The sequence below is a fragment of the Shewanella sp. 10N.286.54.B9 genome (assembly GCF_041468565.1).
Classification (GTDB): Bacteria; Pseudomonadota; Gammaproteobacteria; order Enterobacterales; family Shewanellaceae; genus Shewanella.
In genome coordinates this window covers 54,938-73,735 of record NZ_JBFRIY010000009.1, presented here as the reverse complement: position 1 = coordinate 73,735, position 18,798 = coordinate 54,938, and the positions used below count along the sequence as shown (strand labels likewise).

At 43.4% G+C, this 18,798-nt stretch carries 13 protein-coding genes; 10 read left to right on the top strand and 3 right to left on the bottom strand.

The features are described 5' to 3' along the window. The first annotated feature begins 60 nt into the window (after window positions 1-60). The 10 genes from AB4135_RS02755 to AB4135_RS02710 all read left to right on the top strand — a co-directional run bounded on the left by AB4135_RS02755 (window position 61) and on the right by AB4135_RS02710 (window position 11,841). Window positions 61-1,098, top strand: coding sequence for an isoaspartyl peptidase/L-asparaginase family protein (locus tag AB4135_RS02755; protein WP_371990252.1), 1,038 nt, complete (start codon window positions 61-63; stop codon window positions 1,096-1,098). A gap of 93 nt (window positions 1,099-1,191) precedes the next feature. After that, window positions 1,192-1,491, top strand: a complete 300-nt coding sequence (locus AB4135_RS02750) for a hypothetical protein (protein ID WP_371990114.1) — start codon at window positions 1,192-1,194, stop codon at window positions 1,489-1,491. A 131-nt stretch (window positions 1,492-1,622) separates the two neighbouring features. Next, on the top strand, window positions 1,623-2,579 hold the full coding sequence (locus tag AB4135_RS02745) for a Solitary outer membrane autotransporter beta-barrel domain (protein WP_371990112.1): 957 nt from the start codon (window positions 1,623-1,625) through the stop codon (window positions 2,577-2,579). 177 nt (window positions 2,580-2,756) lie between these two features. After that, a complete protein-coding gene (locus AB4135_RS02740; protein WP_371990110.1) occupies window positions 2,757-3,173 on the top strand; it encodes a CBS domain-containing protein in 417 nt (138 codons plus the stop codon). 125 nt (window positions 3,174-3,298) lie between these two features. Further along, a complete protein-coding gene (gene hrpA, locus AB4135_RS02735; RefSeq protein ID WP_371990108.1) occupies window positions 3,299-7,177 on the top strand; it encodes an ATP-dependent RNA helicase HrpA in 3,879 nt (1,292 codons plus the stop codon). Window positions 7,178-7,832: 655 nt separating this feature from the next. Further along, entirely contained in the window at window positions 7,833-8,144 is a 312-nt protein-coding gene (locus tag AB4135_RS02730) for a chaperone NapD (RefSeq protein ID WP_371990106.1), read from the top strand. Further along, window positions 8,141-10,630, top strand: a complete 2,490-nt coding sequence (napA, locus tag AB4135_RS02725) for a periplasmic nitrate reductase subunit alpha (RefSeq protein WP_371990104.1) — start codon at window positions 8,141-8,143, stop codon at window positions 10,628-10,630. Before AB4135_RS02730 ends, napA begins: the two co-directional genes overlap by 4 nt. Window positions 10,631-10,642: 12 nt before the next feature. Beyond that, window positions 10,643-11,095 carry a nitrate reductase cytochrome c-type subunit gene (locus AB4135_RS02720; protein WP_371990102.1) on the top strand — a complete coding sequence of 151 codons (453 nt, stop codon included), beginning with the start codon at window positions 10,643-10,645 and terminating at the stop codon, window positions 11,093-11,095. Window positions 11,096-11,112: 17 nt separating this feature from the next. After that, entirely contained in the window at window positions 11,113-11,703 is a 591-nt protein-coding gene (locus AB4135_RS02715; RefSeq protein ID WP_371990101.1) for a NapC/NirT family cytochrome c, read from the top strand. Between the two features lie 9 nt (window positions 11,704-11,712). Beyond that, on the top strand, window positions 11,713-11,841 hold the full coding sequence (locus tag AB4135_RS02710) for a TIGR02808 family protein (protein ID WP_371990099.1): 129 nt from the start codon (window positions 11,713-11,715) through the stop codon (window positions 11,839-11,841). Window positions 11,842-12,019: 178 nt separating this feature from the next. Here the strand turns inward: AB4135_RS02710 and AB4135_RS02705 are convergent, their stop codons facing one another. From AB4135_RS02705 to recB, 3 genes are all read right to left on the bottom strand, one after another. Continuing rightward, complete coding sequence (locus tag AB4135_RS02705) at window positions 12,020-13,018, bottom strand: D-alanine--D-alanine ligase (RefSeq protein WP_371990097.1); 999 nt, start codon at window positions 13,016-13,018, stop codon at window positions 12,020-12,022. Between the two features lie 90 nt (window positions 13,019-13,108). Continuing rightward, the gene (gene recD, locus AB4135_RS02700) at window positions 13,109-15,106 is read right to left on the bottom strand and encodes an exodeoxyribonuclease V subunit alpha (protein ID WP_371990095.1); all 1,998 of its coding nucleotides are present in this window, start codon (window positions 15,104-15,106) and stop codon (window positions 13,109-13,111) included. Next, window positions 15,100-18,798 (bottom strand): exodeoxyribonuclease V subunit beta, encoded by a 3,699-nt coding sequence (gene recB / locus AB4135_RS02695; RefSeq protein WP_371990093.1) that lies wholly within the window; start codon window positions 18,796-18,798, stop codon window positions 15,100-15,102. The genes recD and recB overlap by 7 nt, the downstream gene beginning before the upstream one ends.

Genomic DNA, 18,798 nt, shown 5'->3' with positions numbered 1-18,798 from the left:
GTTACAAAGAGAGCAAATAAATGCAAAAGGATACCGTTTGTGAATTATTCTCCAATCGTAGTGAGTTGTTTATTGGCATTAACCATTGTAACGCCCGTGGCTTTTGCAACCGAAAAGCCATTTTCTATCGCAATTCATGGCGGTGCAGGTACCATTTCCAAAGCAAAATTGACCGATGAGCAGCAAAAGGCCTATCGCAGTAAGCTGCAAGAAGCCATTGATGCTGGTTATAAAGTGCTTAATGAGGGCGGTGACAGCTTAGAAGCTGTCAAGGTGTCTATTAATATACTTGAAGATAGCCCCTTGTTTAATGCTGGCTTAGGTGCTGTTTACACCTATGATGGTGCTCATGAGATGGACGCTTCGATTATGGATGGTAAAACCATGAACGCTGGTGCTGTAGCTGGGGTTAGGCATATTAAAAATCCAATCAATTTAGCGCAAACCGTAATGGATAAGTCTCCACATGTAATGCTTTCAGGCCAAGGTGCTGAAGAGTTTGCCCTAACACAAGGGTATAATTTGGTACCCGTTAGCCATTTCGATACAGAAAGCCGTTATAAACAGCTGCAAAGCGCTAAAGATAAAATTAACAAGGCTGAATCAAATAAAAACTATCAGGCAAGCACTGGGCATAACTATAAGCAAAGTGCTTTGGATTATATGGAGTTCGATTACAAATTTGGCACTGTCGGCGCCGTCGCGCTCGATCAAAACGGTAACCTCGCGGCTGGTACTTCAACCGGTGGCATGACAGCTAAGCGCTTTGGTCGTATTGGTGATTCACCAGTCATTGGCGCAGGTACTTACGCCGAAAATGGGGTTTGTGCAGTATCAGCGACGGGCCACGGAGAGTATTTTATCCGCTACCATGTGGCAGGGGATATTTGTGCCAAAGTGAAATATCAAAAGAAATCAATCATTCAAGCGGCAGATGAAGTGATTAATCAGCGCCTCATTACAGCTGGTGGCACAGGCGGGGTGATTGCCATTGATCAGCGTGGCAATATTGCCACACCGTTTAATACTGAAGGCATGTATCGTGCTACTCGTAAGAATGGTGAGGAAGCGCAAGTGATGATTTGGTCTGATCTATAGTCTTGTTGATGTGCACTAAGCTGAATCAGCGAGCTTTGGTGCACATTTTCAATTACACTTATAAACATATTCATTGTTATAACTAGCCGTTTTATGTCTCCTAAGCCCGATCGCGTTACCGCGATGAAAAATATTATTAAGCAAGTTAAACAGGAGCTACCCCTTAAAGACCCGCAACACTTTGTATGTGGACCTGAGGGAGCCTGTATTGGCTGCCCTAAAAAACTATTAGAGATTGTAGACAGTGAATTGAGTTATTGGGAGAGTGCAATAGATAATGGTGATATCCCTCAATTAGGTGATATTAGTCGTTTTGCAAAACTGTGCACAAATGTCAGACGTGGACTGGTACGAAACAACGTTTTGGATAAATATCAGAGCACTAAACAGTAGTGTTTAGGCATTGAGTCACAGCAAGCATTAAATCGCAGTAGAATAATTGTCGAACAATAACACTTCTGAATCATAGGCAATCGATGCATATTTATCGAGTAATGATATGTTTAATCGTGATATTGGGCTATTTGAGCAACACAGCCTTAGGGGCTAACCAATCGATTAGCTCTCTCGATAACATGGTGAGCCGAGCGGCTCGACAGAATATCGCAACCGCCATTGTGTTAACCGATGCTAATTTAATCACATTAGGAGTGGTCAATTTTGATCCTAGCTCGGTTATCGATTTTGGCGATTTAGATGCAGGATCTCAAAGCTCGCTGGAACGTCGTCGAGAACTAAAAACCTATTCTTTACCGTGGAGCTCTGACTGGGTTGATTTGACTGCTCATTGGCAAACTGCCACTTATCTTAAATTATCTTATGTTGGTTCGAGTCAAACTGTCGATTTCGCTCAACCCGCTGAGCAATTGGACTCTTTTTCTGAGAACAGCTACCTGTTTCAGGCTGAGCAACGTTGGCAACACCCGCTAAGCGAGCACTGGCAAGTTCAGCTTGGGGTTGGTGCCCAAGCCATTTGGTACGAAAATGATTTTAAATATCGAAGTGTGCTGCAGCAATTGGCACCTGTATTTGATGATGGCTTACTAAATACCTCTTATGGTGCGTTAATGATTGATCCATCAATCGAGTTTAGATACGACAGTCACTTTTATGGTCATCGGTGGCAGTTCATCAGTAGTTATCGATATGCTATAGGGCACACTCTATTAACTGACTCTGAACCGCAAAATGTCACAGCAAAAGTCGGTCGTTTCAATAACACTTTACTCTTCCATTATCAGCTTCCACAACTGGGTATGAATGATAATGAATTGCGCTTCATGTTTAAGAGAATCGATTTGTCTGGAGATGCAGTAGAACCCTTAGCGGCCGACCACTATTACGAAGTTGGCGCAGGTTGGGTGATTGACACTCCTTGGTTAAATTCATGGGTGGATAACTTAGGTATTGGCGTTACGGTTAATGTCGGTAGTGTACTTAGTGGCGGCAGCATTCTATTGTTATTTAATGAGGATATTTAATCCTTGTAGGACTAGAATCCATTTTTTAAAGTTCAACTACCATCGCTAAGACCAACATTTAGAATCCTATTAATTTTTCAGATTCGAGTCACTCGTTTAAGGCTATCGTTTTTATCCACTCCCCAACAGCCAAATATTAGCTAAACTAAAATTGAGGCAATTAATTAGGGGAATGTAATGGATTCAATACATGTAAAAGAGCATATGGATCGTCAACCAGTGTTGCTAACGCCTTCAATGTCTTTAGCTACTGCTGTTGAGAATCTACTCAATAACAAGAAATTAGGCGCACCAGTGGTGGATAAAGAAGGCAAGCTAGTAGGATTTTTATCGCAACAAGACTGTTTAGCTGTGATGCTCAAAAGCAGTTATCACTGTGACTTAACTGCAATTGTTAAAGATTGTATGCGTACAGAAGTGTTATCAGTTGAGCCTGATAGTAGCGTGTTGGCACTTGCCGAGCAGATGTTAGGTCCTAAACCTAAAGTTTACCCTGTGGTTGATAACGGTAAAGTCGTGGGAACAATCAATCGTACCAATGTGCTCGCCGCCATTAACACCTATATGCAGCAATGTTATTTAACCCCAGCATGATGGCATAACGTTTATTTAAGGTACTAATTTTCACCCAAACGGCCAAAGAAACTTTGGCCAGCTATACCACTGAGCCGCGTTACTTGTTAGGATCGGCCTCTTTGTTTTGGCTATGGAATTTGCTTTTGAGTTCGCAACAACACCACCTATCTAACGCATTTTTGAAACATTGCTATGAAGCCGACGCGGCTAAAATTAGGCGCCGTCTTTTTAGGTTGCGAAAAGAACCAGAGTCAGACAAAAAAACGGCAAATTTAGACTCGCTCGAGCAGCTCGCATTAGCTTCACGAAAGAAAGTGGAGTTGCGACTTGCTAATCGTCCTCAGATCTCCTTTCCCGAAGCTTTGCCTATCTCGCAAAAAAGAGATGAGATCGCCACTGCAATAGCAGGTAACCAGGTGGTTATTATTGCAGGTGAAACGGGATCAGGGAAAACAACACAGCTTCCTAAAATCTGTTTAGAGTTAGGCTTAGGGACTCGTGGATTAATTGGTCATACACAGCCGCGTCGTCTAGCTGCCCGCAGCGTTGCCTCACGAATCGCTGAAGAGATGAATACACCTTTAGGTGAAGCCGTTGGTTTTAAAGTCCGATTTGCCGACGCGATCAAGCCTGAATCCTATATCAAATTAATGACTGACGGTATTTTGTTAGCTGAATTAACCTCTGACAAATTTTTGAATCAGTACGACACCATTATTATCGATGAAGCGCACGAACGTAGCCTCAACATTGACTTTATTTTGGGTTATCTAAAAAATGTACTGAAAAAGCGTCCAGATCTAAAGGTTATCATTACCTCAGCCACCATTGATGTTGAGCGTTTCTCAAAGCATTTTGGTAATGCGCCAGTTATTGAAGTCTCAGGTCGTACCTATCCGGTTGAAACCCGCTATCGTCCATTGGTTAGAGACAGCGATGAAGATTTGGATCTCATGGAGGGCATTTTTGCTGCCACCGATGAGCTAATAAACGAAGGTTTGGGCGACATTCTTATTTTTATGAATGGCGAGCGCGAAATACGAGATGTTGCCGATCAGCTTAATCGCCGTCAATATCGTGATACTGAGATCTTACCTTTATACGCTCGGTTGTCCTACGGCGAACAATCCAAAGTCTTCAAAAGTCATGTGGGCCGCAGAATAGTGTTAGCAACCAACGTGGCTGAAACTTCGCTAACAGTACCAGGCATTCGTTATGTGATTGACCCTGGCACAGCGCGCATTAGCCGTTACAGCTATCGTACTAAAGTGCAGCGGTTACCGATTGAACCTATTTCACAAGCGAGTGCTAATCAGCGTCAAGGTCGCTGTGGCCGAGTGGCCCCTGGGATCTGTATTAGGCTTTATGACGAAGATGATTTTACGTCAAGACCAGAATTTACCGATCCTGAAATTCTGCGTACCAATTTAGCCTCTGTGATCTTAAAAATGTTGGCGATAGGACTTGGCGACATCGAAGGGTTTCCGTTTATCCAGCCGCCTGACGGACGTTATATCCGTGATGGTTTTATGTTGCTCGAGGAACTGCAAGCAGTAACGCAAAGCAAAGGGCTATTAAAGCTTACGCCATTGGGTAAACAATTGGCACATATACCGGTGGATCCTCGTTTGGCGCGTATGGTTATACAGGCTCATCAAAACGGTTGTTTGCATGAGGCGCTTGTTATTACCTCTGCATTGTCTATTCAAGATCCGCGCGAGCGGCCAATGGATAAGAAACAAGCAGCCGATCAAGCGCATAATCGTTTCAGTGATAAAGATTCAGACTTTGTCTCCTACTTAAATCTATGGGACTTTTTAAAACAGAGTCAGAAAGAGTTATCGAGTAGCCAGTTTAGAAAGCAGTGTAAGGCTGAATTTCTCGCCTACCTAAGAGTACGGGAGTGGCAAGATCTATACGCACAACTTAGACAAGCTACCCATGAACTTAAGTGGAAACTCAATGACACTGCCGCAGAAGTTAACTATGAGCTACTGCATCGCTCGCTATTAACTGGATTGTTGAGTCACATTGGTTTTAAAGACAAAGATAAAGAGTATCTAGGTGCCCGAAATCGGAAGTTCTTCGTATTCCCTGGTTCGCTTCTGGCTAAAAAAGGCCCTAAATGGCTAATGGCAGCAGAGCTCACTGAGACCTCACGACTCTTTGCTCGTTGCTGTGCCAAAATCCAACCAGAATGGATAGAGCCGCTTGCAGCACACCTTGTAAAGAAGAACTACGTTGAACCCCACTTCGAATCGAAACAAGGTTCTGTGGTCGCGCTAGAAAACCAAGTGCTGTATGGCTTACAGATCGTCAATCGACGTAAAGTACAATATGGCCCGATTGAACCTGTAGAAGCGCGTGATATTTTTATTCATTCAGCACTAGCGGAGGGCGAACTTAGAACAAATGAAGCGTTTTTCATCAATAATCAGAAGTTATTACTCGATATTGAATCACTTGAGCATAAGTCTCGTCGTCGAGACATTTTGGTTGATGAGCAAGCACTGTTTAATTTTTACGAACCCAAGATCCCAGCAGATATTTATAATGCGCCGACATTTATAAAATGGTGGAAAAAAGCTAAGCAACAAAACCCTGATCTACTCGACTTTGAACGCGAAGCGTTAATGCAAAGAAGCAGTGATCATGTATCAGCGTTGGACTTTCCTGAAAAATGGCATAAAGGCAATTTGAAACTTAAGATAAGTTATCATTTTGAGCCGTCCGCAATCGATGACGGTGTTTCAGTGCATATCCCCGTGGCATTGATTAACCAAGTTGATGATATTGATTTTGACTGGATAGTCCCAGGGCTGCGAGAAGAGAAATGCATCGCATTGATAAAGTCATTGCCTAAAGCGCTGCGTCGAAATTTTGTCCCTGCACCAGATTATGCCAAGGCTTGTTTACAAGCGATTACACCGTTTGAGTTGCCGCTAATAGAGGCCATGTGTAAACAGCTACTGAGAATGAGCGGCACACGGATCACTGCTGAAGACTTTGACCCATCACAGTTAGCACAGCATTTATTGATTAACTTCAAAATTGAAGGAGACAAAGGAAAACTATTAACCCAAGGACGCATTCTTGAACCATTAAAATCGAGTATGCAAGGCCAGGTTGTACAAGCTATTCGTGAAGTGGCTGACTCGGGCATTGAGCAAAAAGGGATCGAGAAATGGACCTTTGGCGATCTGCCAAAACGATTTGAACAGAAAAAAGGCAACTTTGAAGTTAAAGCTTTTCCTGCGCTGGTAGATGATAAAACCAGTGTTTCGATCAAATTATTTGATGACGAATTTGAAGCACAAAAGCAGCATAGAATCGGTTTACAACGCCTATTATTAATTAATATTCCTTCGCCGGTAAAGCATTTACAGAAATCGCTACCAAACAAAGCAAAACTGGCGATGTACTTTAACCCGTTTGGCCAAGTGCAAGTGCTAATTGACGATATTCTATCTGCAGCAGTACAGCAGCTTATAGATGAAAAAGGAATCGATATTCGTGCCGAGCAGCAATTCGATGAAGCCAGAGAGTGGGTTAGACAGGAACTTAACCCAACGGCAGAAAAGATAGCGCTAAAGGTAGAAGAGGTGTTGACTGTTTATAACCGCATCAAAAAACGCCTCAAAGGTAAAATCAGCCTAGATATCGCGTTTGCGATGAGTGATATTCAAAGCCAACTGGAGCAACTAGTGTTCAAAGGCTTTGTGGAGCAGTGTGGTTGGCAACGTTTAAGTGACATTATTCGTTATCTTAAAGGCATAGAGAACCGGCTTGAAAAATTACCCGTTGATCCCAATCGTGATCGTCTACATATGCATAGCATCAACAAAGTACAAGAAGCGTTAAAAGCTCAAATGGCAAAGCTCCCTAAATCTATGCCTATTCCGGACGATTTGTTAGAGGCTCGTTGGATGATAGAGGAGTACAGGGTTTCATGTTTCGCCCAGATATTAGGTACAGCTTATCCGATTTCTGAAAAACGAATCCTAAACCAATTAAACGGATAAAGTGAAAAGTCTGCCGCTTGTGACTAATCAACAAGCGGTGGATTTTACTCTGTAAAAAACCTTTCTAAAAGCATGCAATTTTACCACCTCCTTTAAAACGTTACAGATATGTTAGAAAACATTTGTAAACGCAACAATAAGCAGCCATTATTGAGTATGTGCTGAAGTAATAGCTTGAGTTGTTACGTCATTTTCTAATCGGTTTTATGCCTCACTAACAGTGATCCATTTAAAAATTGCTTTAAAAGAATGATCTGGATCAACTTACGCTATGCTTTACCAAAATGTAGGTATATAACAATTAGATACAGAACTGTTACTCTCTCGCCAAGTTAAGCACATGTTGATGAACACTCTCGAAATCTTAATCTAGCTAGATAAGCACGTTATTAGATGAAACAGGGATAACGTACTCATTTATCTTACGTTAATGGTTGCGATTAAACGTTAAGCGCCGCACGCACTGTTCACTATCATTGGCAAAGCACCAACTAAAAAAGTCATCAGTGATAAATAATGAGCAGCGACAAATTTATTGTGTGGATAGACGAAATAACAATAGCAAGATCCGACTGGAATGGACGAAAAGAAAATCAAGCAGATTAGCAGTTCATACATTTCAGCTTTATTACTCAGATAGATAAGGAACGCACCCATGTCGTTACCTGAGGCTCACATCTCTAGCTTGCTTGTTCAGGTTAGTCCTGAGCACTTAAGCCAAACTCAAAAACTCATTTCAGATTTTAAAGAGGCCGAAATTTACGGTGTCAGTGAAGTAGGAAAAATAGTCGTAGTGCTTGAAACGCAAACTGAAGGCTTTATCAGCGACATTATCGAAAAAATTAATAATATGCCTGGGGTACTCGGTGCAACGATGGTTTATCACCAGATCGACAGCGAGCCAGAAACAACCCCCGACGATTTACCCCCTTATAACAAAGAGTGTGTTAGCGAGGAACAAGTATGAAAATGACTAGACGTGAGTTTATCAAAGCAAATGCGGCAGCGTCAGCAGCAGCGCTTGCGGGTGTGACTCTTCCAGCCACCGCAACAAATTTAATCGCAGCAAGTGACGAATCAAAAATTCATTGGGACAAAGCCCCATGTCGTTTCTGTGGTACCGGTTGTTCAGTACTTGTCGGTACTCAAGAAGGTAAAGTTGTTGCGACTCAGGGCGATCCAGAAGCGCCAGTCAATAAGGGCCTTAACTGTATTAAAGGTTACTTTTTATCAAAAATTATGTACGGCTCAGATCGTTTAACTCAGCCACTACTGCGCCAAACGAATGGCAAGTTTGATAAAGACGGCGATTTCGCACCGGTTAGCTGGGATCAAGCGTTTGATATCATGGCTGAAAAGTGGAAGTCAGCGTTAAAAGCCAAAGGCCCTACTAGCGTGGGAATGTTCGGTTCTGGCCAATGGACTGTAATGGAAGGCTATGCTGCTTCAAAACTAATGAAAGCAGGTTTCCGTTCTAACAACATCGACCCTAATGCACGTCATTGTATGGCATCTGCGGTAGGTGGTTTTATGCGTAGCTTTGGTATTGATGAGCCAATGGGTTGTTACGATGACTTTGAAAACGCTGATGCCTTCGTTTTATGGGGCTCGAATATGGCCGAGATGCACCCCATTTTATGGAGTCGTATCACTGACCGTCGTTTAAGTCACCCTCATGTAAAAGTGAATGTGTTATCAACATACTACCATCGTTCATTTGAACTAGCTGATGAAGGCTATATTTTTGAGCCTCAGACTGATTTGGTAATCGCTAACTTTATAGCGAACTACATCATTGAAAATGATGCAGTTAATTGGGATTTTGTTAACAAGCATACCCATTTTAAACAAGCGACTACTGATATCGGTTACGGTTTACGTGATGATAACCCGTTGCAAAAAGCGGCAGCTAATCCGAATAGTGGCAAAGTTGATGCTATTGATTTTGAACAGTATAAGAAGTCTGTCGCGCCTTACACGGTAGAGAAAGCCGCAGAGATGACAGGGATGACTGAAAAGCAGCTAATAACGCTTGCTAAGCAATTTGCTGATCCGAATATCAAAGTGATGTCACTGTGGACTATGGGGATGAATCAGCATACTCGTGGCGTATGGATGAACTCACTTGTTTATAACATCCATCTACTAGTAGGTAAAATATCAAACCCTGGTAATGGACCGTTCTCATTGACTGGCCAGCCATCAGCGTGTGGCACAGCACGTGAAGTGGGTACATTCTCACACCGTTTACCGGCAGACATGGTCGTTGCAAACCCTAAGCACCGTAAGCACGCTGAACATCTTTGGAAAATTCCAGAAGGGACTATTCCACCAAAGCCAGGCTTTCATGCGGTTCTGCAAGATCGCAAGCTTAATGATGGCGTGCTAAATGCTTATTGGACCATGTGTAATAACAACATGCAGGCAGGTCCTAACATTAACACCGAGCGTTTGCCTGGTTACCGTAATCCAGAAAACTTCATTGTTTGTTCTGACCCTTATCCAACAGCAACAGCGCAAGCAGCAGATTTGATCCTACCGACAGCGATGTGGGTAGAAAAAGAGGGTGCTTACGGCAATGCAGAGCGTCGTACTCAAGTATGGTACCAGCAAGTTTCTGCGCCAGGAGAAGCAAAGTCGGATTTATGGCAGCTACTTGAGTTTGCAAAGCGCTTCAAAATTGAAGAAGTGTGGTCTGAAGACTTGATTGCTCAAATGCCTGAGATCCGTGGTAAAACCATGTATGAAGTGTTATTTGAAAACGGCCAAGTCAACAAGTTCCCATTATCAGAAGCGCAAGCGTTAAATGATGATGCAAAAGACCAAGGCTATTATGTACAAAAAGGTCTGTTTGAAGAGTATGCAAGTTTTGGCCGCGGGCATGGTCATGACTTAGCACCATACGATCGTTACCATCAAGAACGTGGTCTACGTTGGCCTGTTGTTGACGGTAAAGAGACTAAATGGCGCTTTAAAGAAGGCTCTGATCCGTATGTAGGTAAAGGTAAAGGTTATGAGTTCTATGGCAAGCCAGATGGCAAAGCTTGGATTATCTCAGCGCCGTATGAAGCACCACCAGAGTCACCTGATGAAGAATATAACCTTTGGTTATGTACTGGCCGTGTACTAGAGCATTGGCACACCGGCACTATGACTCGTCGTGTTCCTGAGCTTTACAAAGCGGTTCCTGATGCAAGCTGTTACATGCATCCGGACGATGCTAAGGCGCACAATGTACGTCGCGGCGATGAAGTATTGCTTAGCAATAAGCGTGGCGAAGTACGAGTAAGGGTTGAGACTCGAGGTCGTAACCGTCCACCGAAAGGCTTGGTGTTCGTGCCATTCTTTGATGCACGTATTTTGATCAACAAACTTATCTTAGATGCTACTGATCCTCTGTCAAAACAGACAGACTACAAAAAGTGTCCAATCAAAATTACTAAAGTGGCATAAGGCAGGTTTAACATGAAAAAGTTATTTTTATTAACAATCAGTTTTAGCTTAGCCGTCACGAGTGCTTTTGCGATTAGTGAAGAGCGTGGTATTGGTGGTGTTGAATCTTTACGAGGAACGGCGGAGTTGGAAACAACAAGAGCTGCAGATCCGATGAAGAAAGTGCCAAGAGATCAGGTTGATATTGAAAGCAGTTATGTGTTTCAGCCACCGCTGATCCCGCATCATATCAGACACTATGAAGTGTCGCTCAATGCTAATAAATGTCTATCTTGCCATGGCTGGAAAAATGCAAAAGAGATGGGCGCAACAAAGATCAGTGTTACGCACTTTACTAACCGTAATGATGAAGTATTGGCGGATGTATCTCCTAGACGTTATTTTTGCCTGCAGTGTCATGTGACACAAGCAGATGCAAAACCGCTAGTGGGTAACACCTTTGAACGCGTTAAATCACTGCAATAAACAAGGCAGGTAATAATATGAAATGGATTATTAATGCTTTAAAATCCTTGTGGGCAGTATTTAGGCGGCCGAGTAAAGCTGCTGTCGGTATCGTGCTTTTCATGGGCTTTATTGGCGGTCTTTTATTCTGGGGTGCGTTTAACACCGGTATGGAAGCAACAAATACAGAAGAGTTTTGTTCTGGATGTCATGCGCCAATTGTGGCTGAAATTCAAGAGACTATTCACTATGCTAACCGCTCTGGTGTTCGGGCAATCTGTTCAGATTGTCACGTACCACATGCTTGGACGGATAAAATTGTACGTAAAGTACAAGCCTCTAAAGAGCTGTTTGCTTACTTTGTTACGCAGACGATTAACACACCAGAAAAGTTTAAAGAGCGTCGTGCACATTTAGCTGAAAGAGAGTGGGCAAGATTGAAGAAAAACGATTCTTTGGAGTGCCGTAACTGTCACAACTTTGATTTTATGGATTTTTCAGAGCAGAGCCCGCGTAGTGCAAGACAACATTCTACCTCGCTAGCCAATGGTGATAAAACCTGTGTAGATTGTCATAAGGGTATTGCACATAACTTACCTGATATGCATAAAGTTGAAGGTTGGCAATAAGGAGCCATTATGAGTACATTTGAATCAGTTATATGGCATATCCTTGGGTATAGTGCCATGCCAGTTATTATACTTGGGGGCTTTTCTGTTGTGGCGTTAGCGTCTCTTTGGATATTATCCAAAACAGCAGATAAATAACCCACTTTAGCAAGGCCAGCGGTTGTTGCTGATCTTGCTAAGCGAAATAAGCCTGACTTGGTTAAGTCAGGCTTTTTTAATGGACAATTTTGATGATATTGGAACGGTAAAAAGGGCGAGTATGGCGCGAGTGATAACCCTAGCGAACACGCTATAAACCATACTTATTTAGCCATTGTTACAGGTTAGCCTCAATGTTACTTAACAGGTAATCCGTGAAGCTATCGCCGTGATTTTGCAGCATCTTTGGAAACATCGAAATAGGTGTTAAACCAGGGAATGTGTTGATCTCATTTAATAGCACTTCACCTTCATCAGTTAAGAAAAAATCGATTCTTGATAAGTGTCTCAGCTTCATTCCCTTAAATGCATTAATCGCATACTGACGTATTAACTCGCTAACATCTGCAGGAACATCAGCCACTACGTGTGTTTGTGCTTGGCTGTTGGCAGCGTACTTTTCATCGAAGGTGTAGAAGTTATTACTTGAACAGACCACTTCACCAGGAACCGTCGCAACGACCTTGCCATCTATTTCATAAACAGCGACTTCTAACTCTCTGGCGCTAATCGTCTTCTCTACAACCACATAGTCTGAGAAGGTAAACGCCTTCGCTAATACTGACTCAACCTCTTCGATATTGTCGACGCGGTAACATCCTACAGAGGACCCCTGTGATGCCGCTTTAACAAAGATACTGCCCCATAGCTTTAAGGCTTCGCGGGCCTGAGCGACGGCTAATTCAGAATTTTCATTCAAAAATAAGTAAGGCGTATTAGGGATATTCAACGCGCTAAACCACATCTTAGCGGTAATTTTATTAAAGCAGTTGCGGCTAGCCTCTGCTCTACAACCAAAATAGGGGAGGTTGATCAATTCAAAGTAGGATTGAATATCGCCGGTTTCACCAGGAAAACCGTGAATACAAGGTATAGCAAAATCGACTGGCCATGGAGCTCGTTTATCATCTTCAAAGCGGATCTGTCTGCGGCTATTAAGTTCGCAATTTTCGCCTGCAGCAGTTTTATAATGGCCACTGGCATCTAATTCTACACGCAGCACATTAAATTGGGGAAGTGAGGTTAACGAAGTTTCAAAGTAGTTTGCAGATAACAGAGATATTGCATGTTCGTCGCCACCGCCACCGCATAACAATAAGATATTTTTTGTACTCATTTCATCCCCATTAATAACCATTAAATTTGCAAGGCTCAACTATGGCGCAATCACTTGGTAATGCAACTGTTCCAGCCGATTTCGCAACCATTAGCTGCTTTTATCATCTGTTTGCGGACTTGTAAGCTCTGTTCTGTGCCAAAGGCGCTCAGATAAGCCTGAAGAACGCTGAGTAAGCTGGGTACTTGCCTGTTCAAATATTCGCTGACTGCCAAGGCAGGTGAAGTGATGTTTAGCGCGCGTGATCGCGGTATACACCAACTCTTTCGATAGTAGTTGCTGTTGGGCAAGACTTGGTCTAATTGGCATGACTAACGATACGTGACTAAATTCACTACCTTGGCTCTTATGAACTGTCATGGCATAGCAAGTCTCATGACTGGGCAAGCGTGCAGGCAATACTTTTAAAAGACTGCCATCTGCTTGAATAAAGTGTGCCATTAAGCGTTGAGATTCACTCGCCTCATCCGGCAGAATTAGTCCTATATCACCGTTGAAAAGACCTAAATTATAGTCATTGCTTTGTATTATCACTGGGCGTCCGGCATAGAACTCCTGCTCAGGCTGAATCAGTCCAGCAGCTGCAAGACTTTGGCTGACACTTTGGTTAATGCCATCGACGCCATATTCGCCTGCGCGCATCGCACACAGTATGCGGTATTGATTAAAGCTGTCGATAACCTCAGTGGCAGTCTGTTGCATACTATTCATTGCATTAAGATATGGAGCATACTGACTCACAGACTGTTCTAGTAGTGCCTCTAGGCCTTGGTTAGAGTGATTGTTGTTAATAGGAGCGTGCTCTATCCAGAGCAGTTCTTGGTAGCCCGTTTGCCACACTTGAGCAATCCTTTCAAGGTTCGCTTGGTTGACAGCTTCGGCTAATTGACCAATCCCTGCATCACCGATAAAGCGGTGACTGTGCGTTAGCATACACAAGCTATCTCCGATCTGCGGATCATTACTGATAAAGCTGTCTAATGAACAATGGGTAAGCTGGCTCAATAATTTTGCTTGTGGTTTTGAATAGCGCATCTGCCATCCTTTTGCGCCATTATCTAAATTCACTTTTAAGCCACTACAGATGTCGGCAAGCACTGCACCAGCTTCCACAGAGGCAAGTTGGTCTTGATCACCAAGGAGAATAAGGCTGGCCTGAGGGGGCAGGGCTGATAGTATTTTATGCATCATAGGCAGATCCACCATAGACGCTTCATCGATTATTAATAGATCTAGCCGCAATGGATTATCTTTATGGTGCCTAAATTGATGCGAATTAGGAATTACCCCCAGTAATCGATGCAGTGTGGCAGCTTCTTCAGGGATCCGAGCCATGTTGGACTTGAGTTGTGCCTCTGAAATATGTTGTAGCTCGCTGGTGAGTCGTAGCTTAGAGGCTTTGATTGATTCGCTTAATCTTGCTGCGGCTTTGCCTGTTGGTGCGACTAGGCGAATAGTCAGCTCTTGCTGTGAAGTCAGTAGATACAGGAGCTTGGTTACAGTCGTCGTTTTACCGGTCCCCGGTCCCCCAGTGATCACCGCCAAGCGTTTTGTTAATGCTGTTGCGGTGGATATTTTTTGCCAGTCATATTGCTGAACCGTTGCCGGGAATAGCTGCTCGAGAAGCACTTTTGCTTCATCTAATAAATGCGTCGATGACGGGTCAAACACTGGCGATTGCGCTAAACGTATCAAGTGATCGGCGACTTCACATTCGTAATGGTAGTAACGTTGTAAATAAAGGTTACCCTTGTCTAAAATCAACGGTGTTAACGCTTTATTGTCAGGTGTGCCTACTGCATCAAAGTTAAGTAATTCAGCACTAAGTTCTTCAATTGTCATATTTATCTGACATTGACTTTTTTGCTCTTTGAGTGGGTTACTAAAGTCTATTTGTTCGAGGGGCAGACAGGAATGCTGACTCGACAAGTGTTGACTGAGTAAGGTGCAGATCAACATAAATAATGGTGATTGCTGCTGATGAAGTTGAGCCATCTGCAGCGCAAAATGCCTATCAAGTGGGGTCAAAAGCCGTTCTTGTTGCCACTCTTTTAGTAAACTTTCTAATGAAGCCGTCGTCGTTAACATGGGGTTGCCTCAATAGATGCTGTGGTTGATGAGTTGCCAAATAAAAGATCGAGCTTCTCAATTAAGGCTTTAGGTGGTTTATCGTAGTACACGCCTGCCTGAGGTGCACTGACTGACATACCGCGTAAAAACAGGTAAAAACTGCCGCCAATATGTTGGTCATAATCGTAGCCGGGCATTCTAAGGGCTAAATATCGATGCAGGGCTAAGGTATAGATGATGTACTGCAGATCATATCGATGGCTGCTTATGGCCGTTTTCATTGACTGGTAGTGATAGAGATCGAGGTTATCGCCCAAGTGGTTAGATTTGTAATCGGCTATAAAAAACTGCTGGTTGTGCTCAAAGGTTAAATCGATAAAACCCTTAAGCATACCTTGTAACTCATCAAATATGAGTCCTGCGCTGTAGCCATAATCGATAAGCAATTGGTTGAGTTTACTTGCATTAAGTTTGCTAATCGGTAAGTAAAACTCCATCTCTACTAGTTTCTGGCTATCGGTTAACTGTGCTAGCGATAGCGAGTTATCGTTAGCAAGTGGAGCATGTAGCAGATCGAGGTACCAAGCTTTTAGAACCGCTGTCCAGCTCTCATCAATAGCGTATTTTTTCATCGCGTTGGGAAGATGTTCATCTAGCTCAGGGCTTGCGTTGGTAAAATCAATGAGCTCTAGTACTAAATGCATAAAGCTACCCGCATTGGCGCCGCGCTCAAAGGTAAAACGTGACGGTTGTGGGTCGATCTCATCAATAATGGTTTCTACTTCTGGGAATTGTTCATCATCTGCGCCAGGCTGCACTTTTTCATGGGCAAGATGTTTGACTAATCCAGAATAGCTTCCCACTCTCCATGGTGTTTGTAACGGGCGATTTAGTCTCTTTGGTGTGAATGTTTTCTCAAGATCGCCAGCGCCGGTCAGTTTAAGTTGCGTTTGCTCAAAATCGTTATCACCTGCAGGTGGCAGCTCTTTAAGACTGATGGCAATAGGTGCTTTATCAGCCAGCTGTTGTGCTTTATTGTGTAATTCGCTGTACTCGCATATTTTGTTTTCAATGCCAAGTAAGTAACCAACCGCGGTTTCATGCAGTTGGCTGGTCATTCCTTTACTTTTAGTTAAACGGCTGTGATTAGTGATGTATAGGTAACACTTAAGCACTGGTCTTGTTAGTGCTACATACAGTAGCCTAAGATCTTCAGCTAAGGTTTCACGTTTTTGTCGATCCCAACCTTCATCAGTCTGTTCAATATCCCAAACCAGTTTATTGTGCTCATGGTAAAGCATCGGGGCTGGTTTTTTGCGATTATCTCGACTCAAGCTCACAAACGGAATAAAGCAAATTGGATACTCGAGTCCCTTACTTTTATGAATAGTCACGATTTGAACCAGGTTTTGTTCACTGGCGAGCTTTAACTGAGACTCTTCATTGGCTTGGTTGCCAATTAATGCCTGTTCAAACCAATTGATTAACGCACTCATGCCATCAAGTTCGGTAGCCTTTTGCTGTAACAATTCACCTAAGTGTCTAAAGTCAGTTAAACGGCGTTCGCCCTCATTGGTGTGCAGTAAGCGTTCGATGATGTTTGTTTGGCTGGCTAGATTAAGTAAGGCTGGCATAATGCCGCGTTTTAGCCAAAGCTGTTGTAGGGCGGCAAATTGTTCCAGCAATAATTGACGCTGATCTTCATCTTGGTTAAAGGCGTGGATCTCTTCTGCGCGGTAGCCGAGTAGTGAGGTTGCAAGTGCGCTACGTAATGCGCGTTCATCTTTGGGCTCTGCCATAGCGTACAGAATAAGCAGCATTTCACGGGCATCAAGAGTATCAAATACACTATCTCGGCTTAAAAATACTGACCCAACATTGCGCTGTTCAAGCGCTTGCTTTATGACGTTGGCTTCGTGTCTATCTCTTACCAAAACAGCAATGTCTTTGGCTTTTAGTGCGGTAGCGCCGGCAGTGGTTAACCCCTGCTGGGCATCGATAAGCAAGCGGGCTATTTCATCGGCTGTATCATTGGCCAACAACTGTCTAGCAGTGGTCTTATTAAGCCCTTTTTCAGGATCTTCACTGAGCAGCCTTATTCTAAGCGCGCTGTTATCGGCTATCGGCTCGTTCAGTTTTTTCTTGTCTGAAAAACTTGCCGCTTTTACTGGTTCAAATGGAATTGAATCACTGATAAAAGGGTCATCTCTATGTGAGAAGATGCAGTTAACCGCTTCGACCATTTGTCGGTTAGAACGATAGTTGGTATCTAAGTTGTAGTGTTTTGCGGTTTGTTCTCTAGCATGAATGTAAGTGTGGATATCGGCGCCACGAAAAGCATAAATGGCCTGCTTAGGATCGCCAATCATCAGTAAACTTAGCGGCTGTGTCTGTTGATGGTTGGTTGACGATTCTGTAGCGCTTTCGTCTGGAGTTTTTGTTTGATAGATGCTATTAAAAATTTCAAATTGCAGTGGGTCGGTATCTTGAAATTCATCGATTAATGCTATTGGAAAACGCTTGGCAATGGTGTTAGATAGAAACTGATCTTTGGAGTCTGATAAAGCATTAGCTAATGTCAGTAATAGATCGTCTGGGGTTAACAGATTACGCTCTAACTTTTGTTCGGCAAATCGTGCGGCAATTCCGTCTCGAGCGCTGTAAAGAAAACTGGGAATGAGCGCCACAATAAGTGCTGCAAGTCTTTCAATATGCTCAAGCACTGGTGCTTGTTCTCGACTTGGGATCTCGCCGCCTTTATTAAGTTTCAAACCATTAAGTGATAATGCTTCTAACACTTTTTGTGGTGGCAGGGCGGTGCCAAATGCGACCCAGTTATCGAGTGCATCTAACATAACAGCAAGTTTGGGATAGTTATCAGCTTTTTTGCCAAAGCGCGCACCACTCAAAGGTAAGCTGTGCAACAACGCTGCTGTTTGTTCGCGCTCACGTGGCCAAATTAATTTAAGCCTGCTTAAGTTTTGCATCAACTCGGCTGAAACTTTATCAAAAGGAGCGGGTTTAGGTTGCGCGATAGCGTTGCTTGCGCCGAGCAAAGGTCGCAGCTGCCGTGAAAGCTCATCTGGACTGGCAAACTTCTTTTGAATAATACCTGCAAGGCTTTCATTAAGCGGATAGCACTTTTCTCTCCAGAAATCTCGTACAGCATGGTGTAGGAATTCGCTGTCATCAAGGGTAAACTCCGACTCAAACAGCAACGAAGACTCAAATGCCATGTCGGCTAATATGCGCTGACAAAACCCATGAATGGTAAAAATGGCTGCTTCATCAAGGGATTTAAGCGCCAAATCAAGGCGTTTTCTAGCCAGGGCTTTATCTGACTCAGGGGTTTCGTTATAGAGTTGACTAATGAGCTCATCATCAACACTTAAGCCGATAAAGCAGCGATAGGCCAGCTGGATTTTTTTACGGATCCTATCACGCAGCTCGCCGGTTGCAGCATTGGTAAAAGTCACGACCAAAATCTGTTCGCAACTTAACGCATGTTCCGTACCATGACCCAGTAGCAATCTGACGTATAGACCTGCAATTGTGTAGGTCTTGCCGGTGCCAGCACTGGCTTCGATTAATCGACTGCCACCAAAGGGTAGAGTTAGCGTATTAAGCGGCTCGGTGACAATATGATTAGTTCCGTTGCTTTGAGAATTAACCTTTGACTCGGTCGGCGTACCTGATGTCGACACTGGCAT